Source organism: Citrobacter sp. Cb023 (assembly GCF_030336805.1).
Classification (GTDB): Bacteria; Pseudomonadota; Gammaproteobacteria; order Enterobacterales; family Enterobacteriaceae; genus Citrobacter; species Citrobacter braakii.
In genome coordinates, this window is record NZ_JAOWCV010000040.1 from 108,161 (window position 1) to 125,755 (window position 17,595).

18 protein-coding genes and 1 pseudogene are annotated in these 17,595 nt (G+C 54.4%); 11 read left to right on the top strand and 8 right to left on the bottom strand.

Annotated features, from left to right (window positions below):
* The first annotated feature begins 92 nt into the window (after window positions 1-92).
* From rpsO to mtr, 6 genes are all read left to right on the top strand, one after another.
* On the top strand, window positions 93-362 hold the full coding sequence (gene rpsO / locus OGW44_RS21440) for a 30S ribosomal protein S15 (RefSeq protein WP_000059465.1): 270 nt from the start codon (window positions 93-95) through the stop codon (window positions 360-362).
* Window positions 363-608: 246 nt separating this feature from the next.
* On the top strand, window positions 609-2,741 hold the full coding sequence (gene pnp, locus OGW44_RS21445; protein WP_185654417.1) for a polyribonucleotide nucleotidyltransferase: 2,133 nt from the start codon (window positions 609-611) through the stop codon (window positions 2,739-2,741).
* 109 nt (window positions 2,742-2,850) lie between these two features.
* The gene (nlpI, locus tag OGW44_RS21450) at window positions 2,851-3,735 is read left to right on the top strand and encodes a lipoprotein NlpI (protein ID WP_003024982.1); all 885 of its coding nucleotides are present in this window, start codon (window positions 2,851-2,853) and stop codon (window positions 3,733-3,735) included.
* Window positions 3,736-3,841: 106 nt separating this feature from the next.
* Window positions 3,842-3,922, top strand: coding sequence for a protein YrbN (gene yrbN, locus OGW44_RS21455; protein WP_010723222.1), 81 nt, complete (start codon window positions 3,842-3,844; stop codon window positions 3,920-3,922).
* A complete protein-coding gene (locus OGW44_RS21460; protein WP_047413955.1) occupies window positions 3,915-5,846 on the top strand; it encodes a DEAD/DEAH family ATP-dependent RNA helicase in 1,932 nt (643 codons plus the stop codon). Before yrbN ends, OGW44_RS21460 begins: the two co-directional genes overlap by 8 nt.
* Window positions 5,847-5,999: 153 nt before the next feature.
* Entirely contained in the window at window positions 6,000-7,244 is a 1,245-nt protein-coding gene (mtr, locus tag OGW44_RS21465; RefSeq protein WP_016154664.1) for a tryptophan permease, read from the top strand.
* Window positions 7,245-7,333: 89 nt separating this feature from the next.
* On the opposite strand, the gene OGW44_RS21470 is transcribed toward mtr, so the two are convergent.
* The 3 genes from OGW44_RS21470 to ubiU form a co-directional block, all read right to left on the bottom strand.
* The gene (locus OGW44_RS21470) at window positions 7,334-8,341 is read right to left on the bottom strand and encodes a luciferase-like monooxygenase (protein WP_075848832.1); all 1,008 of its coding nucleotides are present in this window, start codon (window positions 8,339-8,341) and stop codon (window positions 7,334-7,336) included.
* Window positions 8,342-8,421: 80 nt separating this feature from the next.
* Window positions 8,422-9,300 carry a U32 family peptidase gene (locus tag OGW44_RS21475; protein WP_019077776.1) on the bottom strand — a complete coding sequence of 293 codons (879 nt, stop codon included), beginning with the start codon at window positions 9,298-9,300 and terminating at the stop codon, window positions 8,422-8,424.
* 8 nt (window positions 9,301-9,308) lie between these two features.
* Window positions 9,309-10,304, bottom strand: a complete 996-nt coding sequence (gene ubiU, locus OGW44_RS21480; protein ID WP_016154661.1) for a ubiquinone anaerobic biosynthesis protein UbiU — start codon at window positions 10,302-10,304, stop codon at window positions 9,309-9,311.
* A 219-nt stretch (window positions 10,305-10,523) separates the two neighbouring features.
* Between ubiU and ubiT the strand changes: the two genes are divergently transcribed.
* Together ubiT and OGW44_RS21490 are read left to right on the top strand one after the other, a co-directional pair.
* Entirely contained in the window at window positions 10,524-11,048 is a 525-nt protein-coding gene (gene ubiT, locus OGW44_RS21485) for a ubiquinone anaerobic biosynthesis accessory factor UbiT (RefSeq protein ID WP_016154660.1), read from the top strand.
* A complete protein-coding gene (locus OGW44_RS21490; RefSeq protein ID WP_016157563.1) occupies window positions 11,042-11,545 on the top strand; it encodes a GNAT family N-acetyltransferase in 504 nt (167 codons plus the stop codon). Before ubiT ends, OGW44_RS21490 begins: the two co-directional genes overlap by 7 nt.
* Here OGW44_RS21490 and OGW44_RS21495 read toward each other — a convergent pair.
* Window positions 11,532-11,841, bottom strand: a pseudogene (locus tag OGW44_RS21495) (GIY-YIG nuclease family protein). The gene OGW44_RS21490 and the pseudogene OGW44_RS21495 overlap by 14 nt on opposite strands.
* A 43-nt stretch (window positions 11,842-11,884) precedes the next feature.
* Between OGW44_RS21495 and OGW44_RS21500 the strand changes: the two are divergent.
* Window positions 11,885-12,313, top strand: coding sequence for a YhbP family protein (locus OGW44_RS21500; RefSeq protein WP_185654418.1), 429 nt, complete (start codon window positions 11,885-11,887; stop codon window positions 12,311-12,313).
* A 37-nt stretch (window positions 12,314-12,350) separates the two neighbouring features.
* On the top strand, window positions 12,351-12,986 hold the full coding sequence (locus OGW44_RS21505) for an NAD(P)H-binding protein (protein WP_016154656.1): 636 nt from the start codon (window positions 12,351-12,353) through the stop codon (window positions 12,984-12,986).
* 49 nt (window positions 12,987-13,035) lie between these two features.
* Here the strand turns inward: OGW44_RS21505 and dolP are convergent, their stop codons facing one another.
* From dolP to OGW44_RS21525, 4 genes are read right to left on the bottom strand one after another with little or no spacing between them, the layout of a single operon-like run.
* Window positions 13,036-13,611 carry a division/outer membrane stress-associated lipid-binding lipoprotein gene (dolP, locus tag OGW44_RS21510; RefSeq protein ID WP_003024954.1) on the bottom strand — a complete coding sequence of 192 codons (576 nt, stop codon included), beginning with the start codon at window positions 13,609-13,611 and terminating at the stop codon, window positions 13,036-13,038.
* Between the two features lie 9 nt (window positions 13,612-13,620).
* On the bottom strand, window positions 13,621-14,211 hold the full coding sequence (diaA, locus tag OGW44_RS21515; RefSeq protein ID WP_003024948.1) for a DnaA initiator-associating protein DiaA: 591 nt from the start codon (window positions 14,209-14,211) through the stop codon (window positions 13,621-13,623).
* A 34-nt stretch (window positions 14,212-14,245) separates the two neighbouring features.
* Entirely contained in the window at window positions 14,246-14,641 is a 396-nt protein-coding gene (locus OGW44_RS21520; protein WP_019077774.1) for a YraN family protein, read from the bottom strand.
* Entirely contained in the window at window positions 14,599-16,650 is a 2,052-nt protein-coding gene (locus OGW44_RS21525) for a penicillin-binding protein activator (protein WP_185654419.1), read from the bottom strand. The genes OGW44_RS21520 and OGW44_RS21525 overlap by 43 nt, the downstream gene beginning before the upstream one ends.
* A gap of 63 nt (window positions 16,651-16,713) precedes the next feature.
* Between OGW44_RS21525 and rsmI the strand changes: the two genes are divergently transcribed.
* Complete coding sequence (gene rsmI, locus OGW44_RS21530) at window positions 16,714-17,577, top strand: 16S rRNA (cytidine(1402)-2'-O)-methyltransferase (protein WP_016154652.1); 864 nt, start codon at window positions 16,714-16,716, stop codon at window positions 17,575-17,577.
* The last annotated feature ends 18 nt before the right edge of the window (window positions 17,578-17,595 follow it).

A 17,595-nucleotide genomic window follows, 5' to 3' on the forward strand; every position in this document is an offset into this window, starting at 1 on the left:
GCGCAGGGTCAGTTTGAAGAAGGCGTGTATACACTGGGATAGCTGAATTAGAGATCGGCATCCTTTCATTCTTAACACTTTGGAGTTTTAAAATGTCTCTAAGTACTGAAGCTACCGCTAAAATCGTTTCTGAGTTTGGTCGTGATGCAAACGACACCGGTTCTACCGATGTTCAGGTTGCTCTGTTGACTGCACAGATTAACCACCTGCAGGGCCACTTTGCAGAGCACAAAAAAGATCACCACAGCCGTCGTGGTCTGCTGCGCATGGTTTCTCAGCGTCGTAAACTGCTCGACTACCTGAAACGTAAAGATGTTGCACGTTACACCGCGCTGATCGAGCGTCTGGGTCTGCGTCGCTAATTCTTTCGAGTTTCAGAAAGAGGGGGCCTTCATGGCCCCTTTTTTCCAGCAGATGGCAGCAATTCGCTGGAAACTAATGTATTGTTGCTATGAATGATCTTCCGTTGCAGAGGTTCGCGCGGCTAATGAGAGGCTTTACTCATGCTTGTGGGTTAGGGTTGTCATTAGTCGCGAGGATGCGCAGAAGATCGGGTATTAACGATGGCGCAAAAATGTGTCGTCAAAAAATAGAGAAAGGATATTAATTTGCTTAATCCGATCGTTCGTAAATTCCAGTACGGTCAGCATACCGTTACGCTGGAAACCGGCATGATGGCGCGTCAGGCGACTGCCGCTGTTATGGTTAGCATGGATGACACTGCGGTATTCGTTACCGTTGTTGGCCAGAAAAAAGCGAAACCAGGCCAGGACTTTTTCCCACTGACCGTTAACTATCAGGAGCGTACCTACGCTGCTGGCCGTATCCCGGGTAGCTTCTTCCGTCGTGAAGGCCGTCCGAGTGAAGGCGAAACTCTGATCGCGCGTCTGATTGACCGCCCGGTTCGCCCGCTGTTCCCGGAAGGCTTCGTTAACGAAGTTCAGGTTATCGCGACCGTTGTTTCCGTTAACCCGCAGGTTAACCCGGATATCGTGGCAATGATTGGTGCATCTGCTGCGCTGACTCTGTCTGGTATCCCGTTCAACGGCCCGATCGGTGCTGCACGTGTTGGTTACATCAATGACCAGTACGTACTGAACCCGACTCAAGACGAACTGAAAGAAAGCAAGCTGGACCTGGTTGTTGCTGGTACTGAAGCTGCCGTACTGATGGTTGAATCCGAAGCTGAACTGCTGAGCGAAGACCAGATGCTGGGCGCTGTAGTATTCGGCCACGAACAGCAGCAGGTTGTTATTCAGGCTATCAACGAGCTGACGAAAGAAGCTGGCAAACCGCGTTGGGACTGGCAGCCAGAAGCCGTCAACGAAGCGCTGAACGCACGCGTTGCCGCACTGGCAGAAGCTCGTCTGAGCGATGCTTACCGTATCACCGACAAACAAGAGCGTTACGCTCAGGTTGACGTGATCAAATCTGAAACCATCGCAACTCTGGTGGCTGAAGACGAAACCCTGGACGCTAACGAACTGGGTGAAATCCTGCACGCTATCGAGAAAAATGTTGTTCGCAGCCGCGTACTGGCAGGCGAGCCGCGTATCGATGGTCGTGAAAAAGACATGATCCGTGGTCTGGACGTGCGTACTGGCGTGCTGCCGCGTACCCACGGTTCCGCACTGTTCACCCGTGGTGAAACTCAGGCGCTGGTTACTGCGACCCTGGGCACCACTCGTGATGCGCAGAACCTTGACGAGCTGATGGGCGAGCGTACTGACAACTTCCTGTTCCACTACAACTTCCCTCCGTACTGCGTAGGTGAAACCGGTATGGTCGGTTCTCCGAAGCGTCGTGAGATTGGTCACGGTCGTCTGGCGAAGCGTGGCGTACTGGCAGTGATGCCGGAACTGGATAAATTCCCGTACACCGTACGTGTGGTTTCTGAAATCACCGAATCTAACGGTTCTTCTTCCATGGCTTCCGTATGTGGTGCTTCTCTGGCGCTGATGGACGCAGGCGTGCCGATCAAAGCTGCCGTTGCGGGTATCGCGATGGGTCTGGTGAAAGAAGGCGACAACTTTGTTGTTCTGTCTGACATCTTGGGCGACGAAGACCACCTGGGCGATATGGACTTCAAAGTGGCGGGTTCCCGCGACGGTATCTCTGCACTGCAGATGGATATCAAAATTGAAGGTATCACCAAAGAGATCATGCAGGTTGCTCTGAACCAGGCTAAAGGTGCGCGTCTGCACATCCTGGGTGTGATGGAACAAGCGATCAACGCACCGCGTGGTGACATTTCTCAGTTCGCTCCGCGTATCCACACCATCAAGATCAGCCCGGACAAGATCAAAGACGTTATCGGTAAAGGCGGTTCTGTTATCCGTGCTCTGACCGAAGAAACCGGCACCACCATTGAAATTGAAGATGATGGTACTGTGAAGATTGCTGCGACCGACGGCGAGAAAGCGAAATATGCTATCCGTCGTATCGAAGAGATCACCGCAGAGATCGAAGTAGGCCGTATCTACAATGGTAAAGTGACCCGTATCGTTGACTTTGGCGCATTCGTTGCCATCGGTGGCGGTAAAGAAGGTCTGGTACACATCTCTCAGATCGCTGACAAACGCGTTGAGAAAGTGACCGATTACCTGCAGATGGGCCAGGAAGTACCGGTCAAAGTTCTGGAAGTTGATCGCCAGGGCCGTGTACGTCTGAGCATTAAAGAAGCAACTGAGCAGTCTCAGCCTGCAGGCGAACCGGAAGCTCCGGCAAGCCAGGGCGAGTAAGGTTGCCATTGCCCTCCGTGAAAGCGGAGGGCTTTTAACCCGGCAGGACGCCTTGTTAGCAACCGGGGAACCTGGACGTTCATTCAATCGTTGTCTTCGGGAGTGGGAAATGAAGCCTTTTTTGCGCTGGTGTTTCGTTGCGACAGCACTCACGCTGGCTGGATGCAGTAATTCCGCCTGGCGTAAGAGTGAAGTCCTCGCAGTACCATTGCAACCGACTTTGCAGCAGGAAGTGATTCTGGCACGTATGGAACAAATTCTTGCCAGTCGGGCTTTAACCGATGACGAACGCGCACAGCTTTTATATGAGCGCGGAGTGTTGTATGATAGTCTCGGTCTGAGGGCACTGGCGCGAAATGATTTTTCACAAGCGCTGGCAATCCGACCAGATATGCCTGAAGTATTCAATTACTTAGGTATATATTTAACGCAGGCAGGCAATTTTGATGCTGCCTATGAAGCGTTTGATTCTGTACTTGAGCTTGATCCAACTTACAACTACGCGCACTTAAATCGCGGTATCGCATTGTATTACGGCGGTCGCGACAAGTTAGCGCAAGATGATCTGCTAGCGTTTTATCAAGACGATCCCAATGATCCTTTCCGTAGTCTGTGGCTTTATCTCGCCGAGCAGAAGCTCGATGAGAAGCAGGCTAAAGAAGCGTTAAAGCAACGCTTTGAGAAATCGGATAAAGAGCAATGGGGATGGAACATTGTCGAGTTCTACCTGGGCAACATTAGCGAAGCAACGCTGATGGAACGCCTAAAGGCGGACGCAACGGATAACACCTCGCTCGCTGAGCATCTCAGTGAAACCAACTTCTATTTAGGTAAGTACTACCTAAGTCTGGGGGATTTGGACAACGCTACGGCATTGTTCAAACTGGCGGTGGCTAACAACGTTCATAACTTTGTTGAGCACCGATACGCATTGTTGGAATTATCGCTCCTGGGCCAGGACCAAGATGACCTGGCAGAATCGGACCAGCAATAGCTGACGTACACATCAGCCCGTAATCTTTTTTGATTGCCATCACCTTCACGGGTGAGGGCGTTGTTGTTCGTTAATACACCTACTTTGAGCCGGTTCACACTTTTCAATGAAAATTGCAGATCAATTTCATGATGAGTTATGTAGACTGGCCGCCATTAATTTTGAGGCACACGTACTACATGGCTGAATTCGAAACCACTTTTGCAGATCTGGGCCTGAAGGCTCCTATCCTTGAAGCCCTTACCGATCTGGGTTACGAAAAACCATCTCCAATCCAGGCAGAGTGCATTCCGCATCTGCTGGGCGGCCGCGATGTTCTGGGTATGGCCCAGACGGGTAGCGGCAAAACTGCAGCGTTCTCTTTACCGCTGCTCAACAATCTTGATCCTGAGCTGAAGGCACCTCAGATTCTGGTGCTGGCACCGACCCGCGAACTGGCGGTTCAGGTTGCAGAAGCCATGACGGATTTTTCTAAACACATGCGCGGCGTGAACGTGGTTGCCCTGTACGGCGGCCAACGTTATGACGTGCAATTACGTGCCCTGCGTCAGGGACCACAGATCGTTGTCGGTACGCCGGGCCGTCTGCTGGACCACCTGAAGCGCGGTACTCTGGACCTCTCCAAACTGAGCGGTCTGGTACTGGACGAAGCTGATGAAATGCTGCGTATGGGCTTCATCGAAGACGTTGAAACCATCATGGCGCAGATCCCGGAAGGTCATCAGACCGCTCTGTTCTCCGCGACTATGCCGGAAGCGATTCGTCGTATTACCCGCCGCTTTATGAAAGAGCCGCAGGAAGTACGCATTCAGTCCAGCGTAACTACCCGTCCTGACATCAGCCAGAGCTACTGGACCGTCTGGGGCATGCGTAAAAATGAAGCGCTGGTGCGTTTCCTGGAAGCAGAAGACTTTGATGCGGCGATTATCTTCGTTCGTACCAAAAATGCGACCCTGGAAGTGGCAGAAGCGCTGGAGCGTAGCGGTTATAGCAGCGCTGCACTGAACGGCGACATGAACCAGTCCCTGCGTGAGCAGACTCTGGAGCGTCTGAAAGATGGCCGTCTGGATATTCTGATTGCTACCGACGTTGCGGCCCGTGGCCTGGACGTTGAGCGTATCAGCCTGGTTGTTAACTACGACATCCCGATGGATTCCGAATCTTACGTTCACCGTATCGGCCGTACCGGTCGTGCGGGCCGTGCGGGTCGCGCGCTGCTGTTCGTTGAGAACCGTGAGCGTCGTCTGCTGCGTAACATCGAACGCACCATGAAGCTGACTATTCCGGAAGTAGAACTGCCGAACGCAGACCTGCTGGGCAAACGCCGTCTGGAAAAATTCGCCGCTAAAGTACAGCAGCAGCTGGAAAGCAGCGATCTGGATCAGTACCGTGCTCTGCTGGCGAAAATGCAGCCGGAAGAAGAACTGGATATCGAAACGCTGGCAGCCGCACTGCTGAAAATGGCTCAGGGCGAACGTCCGCTGATCCTGCCGCCAGATGCGCCGATGCGTCCGAAACGCGAATTCCGCGACCGTGACGATCGTGGTCCGCGTGACCGCAACGATCGTGGCCCGCGTGGTGACCGTAATGAGCGTGGTGGTGAAGACCGTCCGCGTCGTGAACGTCGTGACGTTGGCGATATGCAGCTGTACCGCATTGAAGTGGGCCGTGATGACGGTGTTGAAGTCCGTCATATCGTTGGTGCGATTGCTAACGAAGGCGATATCAGCAGCCGTTACATCGGTAACATCAAGCTGTTTGCTTCCCACTCAACCATCGAGCTGCCGAAAGGTATGCCGGGCGACGTGCTGCAGCACTTTACCCGTACTCGCATCCTGAACAAGCCGATGAACATGCAGCTGGTTGGCGATGCAGTTCCGCACACCGGTGGTGAGCGTCGTGGCGGTGGCCGTTTCAGCGGTGAGCGTCGTGAAGGCGGTCGTGGCGAAGGTCGTGGTTTCAGCGGCGAGCGTCGTGAAGGCGGTCGTAGCGAAGGTCGTCGTTTCAGCGGCGAACGTCGTGAAGGCAACCGCGGTCCGCGTCGTGACGATTCTTCTGCTCCGCGTCGTGATGATTCCGCTGGTCGTCGTCGTTTCGGTGGTGATGCGTAATCCATGCGAAATTACGGTTTAATACCGTAAAGTAAAATATACAGCCCCGATCTCAACAATTGGGGCTTTTTTTATTTCATTTGTACTCGTGTACTGGTACAGTGCAGCACATTGAAATGTAGTCACAATATAAATGACTGGAGAGATGGCTAAATGGCAACACTAACCACCACCCAAACGTCACCTTCGCTGCTTGGCGGCGTGGTGATCATCGGCGGCACCATTATTGGCGCGGGGATGTTTTCTCTGCCAGTGGTCATGTCCGGGGCGTGGTTCTTCTGGTCAATGGCGGCGCTGATCTTCACCTGGTTTTGCATGCTGCATTCCGGGCTGATGATCCTGGAAGCTAACCTCAATTACCGCATTGGTTCCAGCTTTGACACCATCACGAAAGATCTGCTGGGCAAAGGCTGGAACGTTGTGAACGGCATCTCGATTGCTTTCGTTCTCTATATCCTTACCTATGCGTATATCTCGGCGAGTGGTTCGATCCTGCATCACACCTTCTCGGAGATGTCGCTGAACGTTCCGGCGCGTGCGGCGGGTCTTGGTTTTGCGCTGCTGGTGGCGTTCGTGGTGTGGTTAAGCACCAAAGCGGTTAGCCGCATGACGGCGATTGTGCTGGGCGCGAAGGTGATTACTTTTTTCCTGACCTTCGGCAGTCTGCTGGGGCATGTTACGCCTACTACGCTGTTTAACGTGGCGCAGAGCAACGCTTCGTATACGCCGTACCTGCTGATGACGTTACCGTTCTGCCTGGCCTCATTCGGCTATCACGGCAACGTCCCGAGCCTGATGAAGTATTACGGCAAAGATCCGAAGACCATCGTTAAGTGCCTGGTGTACGGCACGTTGCTGGCGCTGGTGCTGTATACCGTATGGTTACTGGGGACGATGGGTAACATCCCGCGTCCGGAATTTATCGGTATTGCGCAGCAGGGCGGTAACATTGATGTGCTGGTACAGGCGCTGAGCGGCGTGCTGAACAGCCGCAGTCTGGATCTGCTGCTGGTGGTGTTCTCCAACTTTGCGGTGGCGAGTTCATTCCTCGGGGTCACGCTCGGTCTGTTTGACTATTTGGCGGATCTGTTTGGCTTTGATGACTCGGCAATGGGACGTTTTAAAACGGCATTGCTGACGTTTGTCCCGCCGATTGTCGGTGGCCTGCTGTGGCCGAACGGTTTCCTGTACGCCATTGGCTATGCAGGGCTTGCCGCGACCATCTGGGCCGCCATTGTTCCGGCGCTGCTGGCCCGTAAATCCCGCGAGCGTTTTGGCAGCCCGAAATTCCGTGTCTGGGGCGGCAAGCCGATGATTGCGCTGATCCTGGTATTCGGTATCGGCAACGCGGTTATCCATATTCTGTCGAGCGTGAATTTGTTGCCTGTGTACCAGTAACCTTTTAGTGCCGGATGGCGGTTGCGCCTAATCCGGCCTATACGATCTCGTAGGCCCGGTAAGCCAAATGCCACCGGGCAAAACAACGATTACCCCACCAACTCTTCTTTCACCTGCATCGCCAGGTCAAACGAATGTAGACGTGCCTGATGATCAAAAATCTGGCCGTTAACCATAATTTCATCGGCCTGGGTTTCACGCAAAATGGCGTCGAGACCGTGTCGCACTTTCGCCTTATCACCAACCAGCGACATGCTCAGAGCCTGTTGTACGCCGTACTGCTCGGAAGCGGACCACAGCTGATGCATATTCTCTACCGGTGGCGGTAGCTGGCCGGTTTCGCCACGACGCAGTTTCACAAACGCCTGCTGCATTGAGGTGAAAAGAAATTCGGCATCGCGGTTGCTGTCGGCGGCAATGATGTTGATGCACACCATCGCATACGGCTTTGCCAGCCGTGCTGAGGGCGTGAACTGGGTGCGATACAGATGCAGCGCCTGATGCAACATATCCGGAGCAAAGTGCGAGGCGAAGGCAAATGGCAGGCCGAGCTGGGCTGCCAGCTGTGCGCTGTACAGGCTGGAGCCTAATAACCAGACCGGGATCTGCTCGCCGTAGCCGGGAACCGGGCGTACATGAGGATTTGGATCGCGGGCGTCGAACCAGTCCACCAGTTCAGCTACGTCGCGCGGGAAGTTATCGATATCACCACTCATATGGCGGCGCAACGCGCGCATGGTCGGTTGGTCGCTACCCGGCGCGCGGCCAAGCCCGAGATCGATTCGTCCCGGATACAGCGTATTCAGGGTACCGAACTGCTCGGCGATCACCAGCGGCGAATGGTTGGGCAGCATAACGCCGCCAGAACCAAGATGTAGCGTGGTGGTATTGGCCGCCAGATAGCCAATCAGCACAGAGGTCGCCGCGCTGGCGATGCCGGTCATATTGTGATGTTCTGCCAGCCAGTAGCGGTGGTAGCCGCGCTTTTCGGCCAGTCGAGCGAGATCAAGCGAGTGTGTGAAGGCCTCTTTTACCGAAGATCCTTCAGGGATCGGCGCCAGATCCAGCACCGAGAACGGAATAGTTTTGTCAGTCATAACGGCTCACTTTGTTACCGGTTAATCTTTTAATACTGCATTAAAGATTAGCGAATGTTGTTAACAAAGTGAGCTATTAATCACGGCTGTAGTTCAAGACCTGCCAGTCGCTTCCAGTAGCCGTTGCAGTCGCTGTGGGCGGCAAGCGGTAATGGGGCAGTGCCATTTTCATTGGCGCGGAAGGCATCGAGCATGGCGAACGTGTCGCTGCCTGAAGGGGACAAACGCACAATATCAACCAGACCCTGCATCGATGTCAGCTCGTTGCCGAGGTTGTAAACATAGCCGCTCATGGTCTGGATGCCGTTGAGGACAAAGACCTGCTGATTCTCCTGCGACAGCACATCGCGCCCATTCGGGTATTTGATGCAGCAGGTTTCACACTCATCTTTTGGACGGTCTTCAGAGCGTGCGGTAAAGCAGCGGGCAGAGTACGCCAGCGGCAGATGCCCGTAGCTCAGTACCTCTACTTCAAACTGATTGCGAATACCCAGCTCTTCACACTGGTTGAGCAGATTGACCAGCCAGTCACGGGACAGTTCTACCGGCATACACCAGCGCACCATGCCCTGCCTGAGCAGCAAACGCAGGGTTACCGCGTTGTAGCAGTTGAGCGCATGCCCGGCGACAAACGGCAGCTTACGCTCGGCGCACATGTTTACCACGCCGAGATCGCTGGCTTCCAGCAGGAAGTCGCCGTTTTCGACATAGCGCTTCAGCTCTCCCAGTTCAGAGGAGGCCTGCACCAGCGCCAGCGTTGACAGCACCACCTGTTTACCGCTGCCAGCGAGCGATTTCGCCATATCGATCCAGTCGCCTACTTTGGTAGCGCGGCGTTTACTGCACACCGCTTCGCCAAGATAGATAACGTCGGCCTGGCTGGTGGCGGCCTGCTGATAAAAATCTTCCAGCGTTTCTTTCGGCCAGTACCACAGCACCGGCCCTAAGGAATATTTCATTTCTTCTCTCACTGCCATTTACGGTGATACGCGCCAAGCGTGGTCTGCGTGCCTTCGGACATTGAACCGAGCGTTTCCATCCACGCGGCCTGTGGGGCGTAGTTTTGCGGGTCGGCCATACAGCGGTCGATCGCCTGGCGCCACACTTTCGCCACCTGGCTGACGTAGGCCGGGCTACGCTGACGCCCTTCGATTTTCACCGAGGCAATATTGGCCGCCAGCAGTTCTGGCAGCAGCTCCAGCGTATTCAGGCTGGTGGGTTCTTCCAGCGCATGATAGCGCTCGCCATCAACCAGATAGCGGCCTTTACACAGCGTCGGATAACCGGCGTTTTCTCCGTCCTGATAACGGTCGATCAGCACTTCATTAAGACGAGATTCCAGCCCTTGTTGGGTCTGCTGCCAGCGAACAAAACGGGCAGGAGAGCAGGCGCCAACCGTATTAGGAGACTCGCCCGTCAGATAGGATGAAAGATAGCAGCGGCCTTCCGCCATAATGCACAGACTGCCAAAGGCGAACACTTCCAGGGGAACTGGCGTGACGCGAGCGAGTTGCTTCACCTGGTGAATAGACAGTACGCGCGGCAGCACCACGCGGGCGACATCAAAGTTGCGATGATAGAAATTAATCGCCTCTTCATTGGTTGCGGATGCCTGAACAGAGACATGACGCTCAATATGCGGGTAGCGCTCTGCGGCATACTCAAGCATGGCGAGGTCGGCGAGGATCAGCGCATCCGCACCCAGTTGCGCCGCCATATCTACGGCACGTTGCCAGCGCGCGTAACCATCCGGATGCGCAAAGGTGTTAATCGCGATGTGCAGCTTACGGCGGTGCTGATGGACAAAACTCACCGCTTCCTGCAATTTTTTCTCGGTAAAATTAAGGCCGGCGAAATGACGGGCGTTGGTATCATCTTTCAGCCCGATGTAGACCGCATCAGCGCCGTTCTCGATGGCCGCCTTAAGCGCCGGGAGGTTTCCGGCAGGGCAGAGCAGCTCCATAATTTATCCTGAACGTTGCGCCGTAAAGGGCGCAGAAATGTTAACGAAGAGGGATTTTAGTTAACCTTGCTGAGACAATTTTTGATTTGAGGCAGTTAAAGTCGTATTGGTGATACCAATAAGAGGTAACAATTTCGTAGCGAATTGTTGATTTATGCCGCTATGTCGTTTATTTGATATGGCAAAATAGCAGGATAATTGAAACAGGGAGTAAAGCTCGTGTTGGATAAACTGCGTTCACGCTTAGTACATTTTGGTCCTTCTCTGATGAGTGTACCGGTTAAACTGACGCCCTTTGCGCTGAAGCGCCAGGTTCTGGAGCAGGTCCTGAGCTGGCAGTTTAGTCAGGCGCTGGCCGATGGGGAGCTGGAGTTTCTCGACGGTCGCTGGCTGAGCATTCATGTGCGTGACATTGGCCTTAAATGGTATACCTCTGTTGAGAACGATAAACTTATCGTCAGCCAGAATGCAGAGGCGGATGTGAGTTTTAGCGCGGATGCCAGCGATCTCCTGATGATCGCGGCGCGTAAGCAGGATCCGGATACGCTGTTCTTCCAGCGTCGCCTGGTGATTGAAGGTGATACAGAATTAGGGCTGTATGTAAAAAATCTGATGGACGCCATCGAACTGGATCAGATGCCTAAAGCGTTGCGCGTCATGCTGATGCAGTTGGCGGATTTTGTTGAGGCGGGAATGAAAACGTCGCCAGAAACCAAACAGACTTCGGTAGGTGAGCCATGCTGATTCGAGTTGAAATTCCCATTGATGCCCCAGGTATTGATGCATTGCTGCGTCGTTCATTTGAGAGCGATGCGGAAGCGAAATTAGTGCACGACCTGCGTGAAGACGGTTTCATAACGCTGGGTCTGGTTGCTACCGATGACGAAGGTCAGGTAGTGGGTTACGTCGCGTTCAGCCCTGTCGATGTCCAGGGCGAAGACCTGCAATGGGTCGGCATGGCGCCGCTCGCGGTGGATGAAAACTACCGTGGACAGGGCCTGGCGCGTCAGCTGGTCTATGAAGGACTCGATTCCCTGAACGAGTTTGGTTACGCCGCGGTGGTTACGCTGGGCGATCCGGCGCTGTACAGCCGCTTTGGTTTTGAGCTGGCTGCCCATCATGACCTGCGTTGCCGCTGGCCGGGCACCGAAAGCGCGTTCCAGGTTCATCGCCTGGCGGACGATGCGCTGGAGGGTGTGACGGGCCTTGTGGAATACCACGACTACTTCAATCGTTTTTAAGCGCCGGGGGTTTGCAGGCTGCTCAGTAGTGCCTCAAGCCCTTCGCCTTCAACAAGGCGCTCTTTCTGCCGCTTTGTAAGCTGTTTGACGCGATATTCTAAGCGCAGGGCCAGCGAACGGTCGCCGACCTGAGCCGCAAATGCCAACGTGAGTTCCCCCTTTCCGCGCAGCGCCTTCGCGCCTTTCCCACTTTGATGCTGCTTATAGCGGCGCTGCACATCGGTGGTTATTCCGGTGTATAAGGCGTTGTCCGCAGTACGGATCAGGTACAGATACCAGGGTGTCATTGTCACCATCGACGTGATAATTTTCAGGCCTACAGTATAAAAGAGAACAGAAATGGAAACACTGACTGCGGTGACCCGCTGGCTGGCAAAGCAGCACGTCGTGACCTGGTGTGTACATCATGACGGTGAATTATGGTGCGCCAATGCGTTTTACCTTTTTGATGCGCAGAAGATGGTGTTCTATGTGCTGACCGAAGAGAAAACGCGCCATGCGCAGATGTCCGGGCCGCGCGCGCCGATTGCCGGCACGATAAATGGTCAGCCCAAAACGGTCGCCCTGATTCGTGGCGTACAGTTTAAAGGGGAAATCCGGCGTCTTGAAGGGCAGGAGAGTGAAGCCGCGCGTAATGCCTACAACCGCCGTTTCCCGGTTGCCAGAATGCTGCCTGCGCCCGTGTGGGAGATTCGACTGGATGAAGTCAAATTCACGGACAACACGCTGGGCTTTGGCAAAAAAATGCACTGGCAACGTGATCTATAGTTAATAGAGTGATTAAAGAGTCAGGGGAAGATTAGCGATGAGTCAGGTGTTAATAACAGGCGCAACGGGGCTGGTAGGCGGAAATTTGCTGCGTATGCTGCTCAATGAGCCCCGGGTCAATGCCATCACGGCACCGACGCGTCGACCGCTGGCTGATACGGCTGGCGTCTATAATCCCTATGATCCGCAGCTAACCGATGCGCTGGCGCAGGTCACCGATCCGGTAGATATTGTCTTTTGTTGTCTGGGAACCACCCGGCGTGAAGCGGGTAGCAAAGAAGCGTTTATCCATGCTGACTATACGCTGGTGGTGGACACGGCCCTGACGGGGCGTCGGTTGGGCGCTCAGCATATGCTGGTGGTCAGTTCGATGGGTGCCAATGCCAATTCACCGTTTTTTTATAACCGGGTGAAAGGGGAAATGGAGCAGGCGCTGATCGCGCAAAATTGGCCGCGGCTGACGATTGTTCGGCCTTCAATGTTACTCGGAGAACGGGATAAACAGCGGGCGAATGAGAGGTTTTTAGCGCCGTTATTTCGGCTGCTGCCGGGGAACTGGAAGTCGATTGAGGCGCGTGATGTAGCCCGGGCTATGCTGGCGGAGGCACTGGCACCTGGACATGAAGGCGTTTCGATCCTGACCTCTTCCGAACTGCGCGAAAGAGCCAAATAAAATGCCGGAGAGGACGCTCTGGCGTCCCCATCCGGCATTTGTAGCAGTCTTACTTAATAAACGTAAAAGCCGTCGTGACGCGTTTCACGCCGCTTACCCGGCTGGCGATGTCTGCCGCAGCCTTCGCTTCACGTTCAGTCACCAGACCCAACAGGAACACTTCCCCGTTTTCGGTGGTGACTTTCACGTTAGAGGATTTCACCTGATCGCTGGTCAGCAACTGGGAACGTACTTTAGTGGTTATCCAGGTATCGTTAGACGCATCGCCCAGGCCGATTGGCTGACCCTGACGGATCTCATTAAAGACCTCAGTGGTACCTTCTACACCCATCGCAATCTGTTTTGCCCGCGCAGACAGTTCGCTATTTGGCGACTGACCGACCAGCAGCACTTTACCCTGATACGCGCTCACGTTGATACGCGCCTCTTTCTTGATCTGGGCATCTTTCGACAACGCGGTATTGACGCGTAATTCCAGGGTTCCGTCATCTACCTGGGTGCCTACACTGCGAGGATCCGTCGCGGCTTTGGTGCCGACAGCAGCAGTTCCGACAACGGCGGCAGCGACACAGCCTTGCAGTAGCAGGGCAGCGATAATCACAGCAAGCGGCGAAAATGCCTTCATGTGTACTCCTTAATCATCCTGGTGAGGGAAAAGCGTGTTATCGATGAGATCGCAAAGGCAGTTGACCGTCAGCATATGCATTTCCTGAACGCGGGCGCTGTGGTGTGAAGGGATACGGATTTCAACATCCTGCGGCCCCAGTAACCCGGCCAGCTCCCCTCCGTCATACCCGGTCAGTGCGACAATTGTCATGTCGCGTGTCACGGCGGCTTCAACGGCTTTTACGATATCGCGGCTATTACCACGCGTAGAGATTGCCAGCAGAACATCACCTGCATGTCCCAGCGCACGGACTTGTTTTGCATAAACTTCGTCGTGCAGGCGATCGTTGGCAATCGCAGTTAAGACCACATTATCAGTATTTAGTGCAATCGCAGGTAAACTTGGGCGCTCTGTTTCAAAACGATTGATCATGCTGGCAGCAAAATGCTGTGCGTTGGCAGCGGACGTCCCATTACCACAACAGAGAATTTTGTTGCCATTGAGCAGGGACTGAACCAGCGTCATGGCTGCACGGGAGATCGCATCCGGAAGTGCTTCAGCCGCAGCTATCTGAGTTTGAATGCTTTCTGTAAAGCAGACTTTAATTCTATCTAACACGCTAATCCTTAAGAACCAGGCTCTGAATCTTCAACTATGAGCGGTCGTTGAACGCGTCCTTAAACCACTCAACATCATTTCCGGTGAAGGCTAACACATCGAACCGGCAATCCACAGTATCAAAACTTCCATTGTGGCGCGCAAGCCACAAGCGGGCAGTCTGTAATAATTTGTGTTGTTTGCTCCGGGTCACACTCGCCGCTGCACCGCCAAACTGGGCTGAGCGCCGATAGCGAACCTCAACAAATACGGTGGTGTTGCCTTCACGCATTATCAGGTCGATTTCGCCGCCACGCTCATGCACGTTGGCGGCGATAAAATGCAGTCCCTTGCTCTGCAGCCAGTCACGCGCGGTGGATTCCCACGCGTCACCGGTCTGTTTACTCGTTAACTGGCGGGGACGACTTGTCCTTGCTGGTATTTGAGCCATGATAACTTCCTGTTAATCACACAATCCTGCGTTGCGGTTAAGGCTCCGGTGTTGCCGTTAATTTCGAAACCCTGCACCTGACGCATCTGCGAGAAGTGGTTGGCAAGCGACCAGGCATCGACGCCCATCGCGTACATACGTGCCAGCGAGTAGTCGTTACGAACCGCGCCCAGCGCCTGCTGCATGAGAGGGGCGTTAGCGCCTGCCAGCATCGGAATTTCGCTGTACTGCAAGCCTTCCATCTCCAGACGGAAATCCGGGCCGGCAGTTCCCTGCGCGCTACGGGAGCTGGCGTACAGCGTGGCACCGCTCTGGCTACCGTTGCGCATGGCGATCATCGGCTTTATAAATGCAATTTCTTCCGGCGTTGCCAGAATATATACGGCATCAACACGACCGCTGCCGCCGGTGATTTGCGCATCGGTAGGTGCTGCCGGGATGGTCAGACCGCCAATCGTCACGCCAGGCTGCGCGGGTACAGAAGAGGCCACCGGGCTACCCGTCAGGGAAATCCCCGAGCCGCCGTTGACGCCCATTTTCAGCTCAGCGGTGGAGCCGAACTTCTGCTGCAGCACCACGCCGCCACCCAGTTTTTGCCACTCCTGTGCAAAGGCGTTGGCAACGCGATCGCCTAACGAACTCCGCGGGATCAACAACAGCGGCGTCTGTTTTCCTTGATCGCGAATGTGGCGTGCTGCGTCGCGCGCTTCATCTTCTGGCGACAGAGCGAAGTAGCAGACGTTCGGCAGGTTTTTCACCGACTCCGGCTGATTAAGCGCCAGGACGTTTAATGGCGTGTTGCTTTTCATCAGCTCTTCAACATTGTTCTTCAACAGTGGGCCAACCACGATGCTGGCGCCATCCTGCTGAACCTGAGTCAGGATCTGATTCAGCGGTTGTGATGACGTGTCGTAGATTTTCAGCTCCGCGGACGGATTCGCTGGTGTGCTGGCGGTTGTTGGCTGCGTAGGCGCTGTTGGTGGTGGAGCTGTAGCTTCTGGCTGTGCTGGCGTCTCGTTGGTCAGATCGCTTACTGACGCCTGAGCCGGGCTGGCAACACCGTCAGTCGTTTGCGGCTGTTCCGTGGTCGTCGCAGCCGCTGTATCCGCAGCAGGCGCGGCAACAGCAGGGGCCGCTACGGGTTGAGTACCCATATTTTTCGCAGCTTCAAAGCCTTGCTGAATAGTACGGCCAAATACAGCGGCCTGACCGTTCAGCGGCAGCAGCAGAGCAATTTTGCTGGTGGAAGCGGGTTTAAAGCTCTGCACGTTAACCAACTGCGTTGGCAACAGTTTTGCCCCCGGGTTTTGTGGATAACGTTTCTGCCAGTCAGCAATACCGGCTTTCATCATGTCTGGATCGTTACGGTTATCGAACCAGACGCGCTGGAGATCTAACCAGCCTTGCAGCACGTTTTCATCCGCATTGATGACCAGCGTCTGCGCTTGCTCCTGGGTCATGGATGACAGCGCCTGCCAGGTGGCATCCATGTTTTTCTGCTTAGCGTTCGCGGCCAGCAGCGGTTCCTGGGCGATCAGGGCGCGCAGTAGCGTCAGCGATGGACGACCCTGGTTGACGTCGATTTGCGCCTGCCAGTATCTCGCCTGCTGGTTTTGATCAAAATCGGCGGGGGTTAGCTTATCCAGCAGGGCCTGTGCGCCAGCGACATCTTTCTGCGCGAGCTTAATTTCGACGGCCAGCAGTGACTGTTCACGACGCTGGGTATCGCTTAGCTTCTGTGGTAGCTGGTTGAACAGCTCGATAGCCTGCTGGCTCTTGCCTTCTTTCAGCAGTGCACGAATGGCGAGTAATTGCCAGTTGGTCTTGCTATCATCTGAGCTTTGCTGCATTTGTTGCAGATAAAAGCCGGAATCAGCCTGCGCAGTGCCCTGCATATGGGCTGCACTCTGGTCTGGCGCCTGGGTGCCACAGCCTGCGAAAATCAGTGCAGCCAGAATGACTGGTAGCGCGCGTGCGGCTTTCAAACGAGAAAATGTTGAGGGTACCATACTGTATCCAGTGATATTTTTTTACTCAATGCTCAATATTAAATCGGCAATACGGACGACACAATGAAACAACACGAATCGGCGGATAATTCTCAAGGCCAACTCTTTATTGTACCTACTCCTATAGGAAATTTGGCTGATATTACCCAACGAGCGCTCGAAGTTTTACAAGCCGTTGATTTGATTGCCGCTGAAGACACTCGTCATACAGGACTCTTGTTACAACACTTCGCGATTAACGCGCGTTTGTTCGCTTTACATGATCACAACGAGCAGCAAAAGGCCGAAACGCTGGTGGCGAAGCTTAAAGAAGGGCAAAACATTGCGCTGGTTTCTGATGCCGGAACGCCGCTGATTAACGATCCTGGTTACCATCTGGTACGGACCTGTCGCGAAGCAGGGATCCGCGTTGTTCCCCTGCCAGGCCCTTGCGCGGCGATTGCTGCCCTGAGCGCTGCAGGTCTGCCTTCAGACCGCTTTTGCTATGAAGGTTTTCTGCCTGCCAAATCGAAAGGGCGTCGTGATGCGATGAAAGCCATTGAGGCTGAACCGCGTACGCTTATTTTTTATGAATCCACCCACCGTTTGCTGGATAGCCTGGAAGACATGGTTGCTGTCTGGGGCGAATCCCGCTACGTGGTGTTGGCGCGTGAGTTGACCAAAACCTGGGAAACCATTCATGGTGCGCCGGTCGGCGAACTGCTGGCGTGGGTCAAGGAAGATGAAAACCGTCGTAAAGGCGAAATGGTGCTGATTGTCGAAGGACACAAAGCGCAAGAAGACGACCTTCCGGCTGATGCGCTGCGTACGTTGGCCTTATTGCAGGCAGAGCTGCCGCTGAAAAAGGCCGCCGCACTGGCCGCTGAGATCCACGGCGTGAAGAAGAATGCGCTGTATAAGTACGCGCTGGAACAGCAGGGGGAGTAAGAAGGCCTGGATTAATCA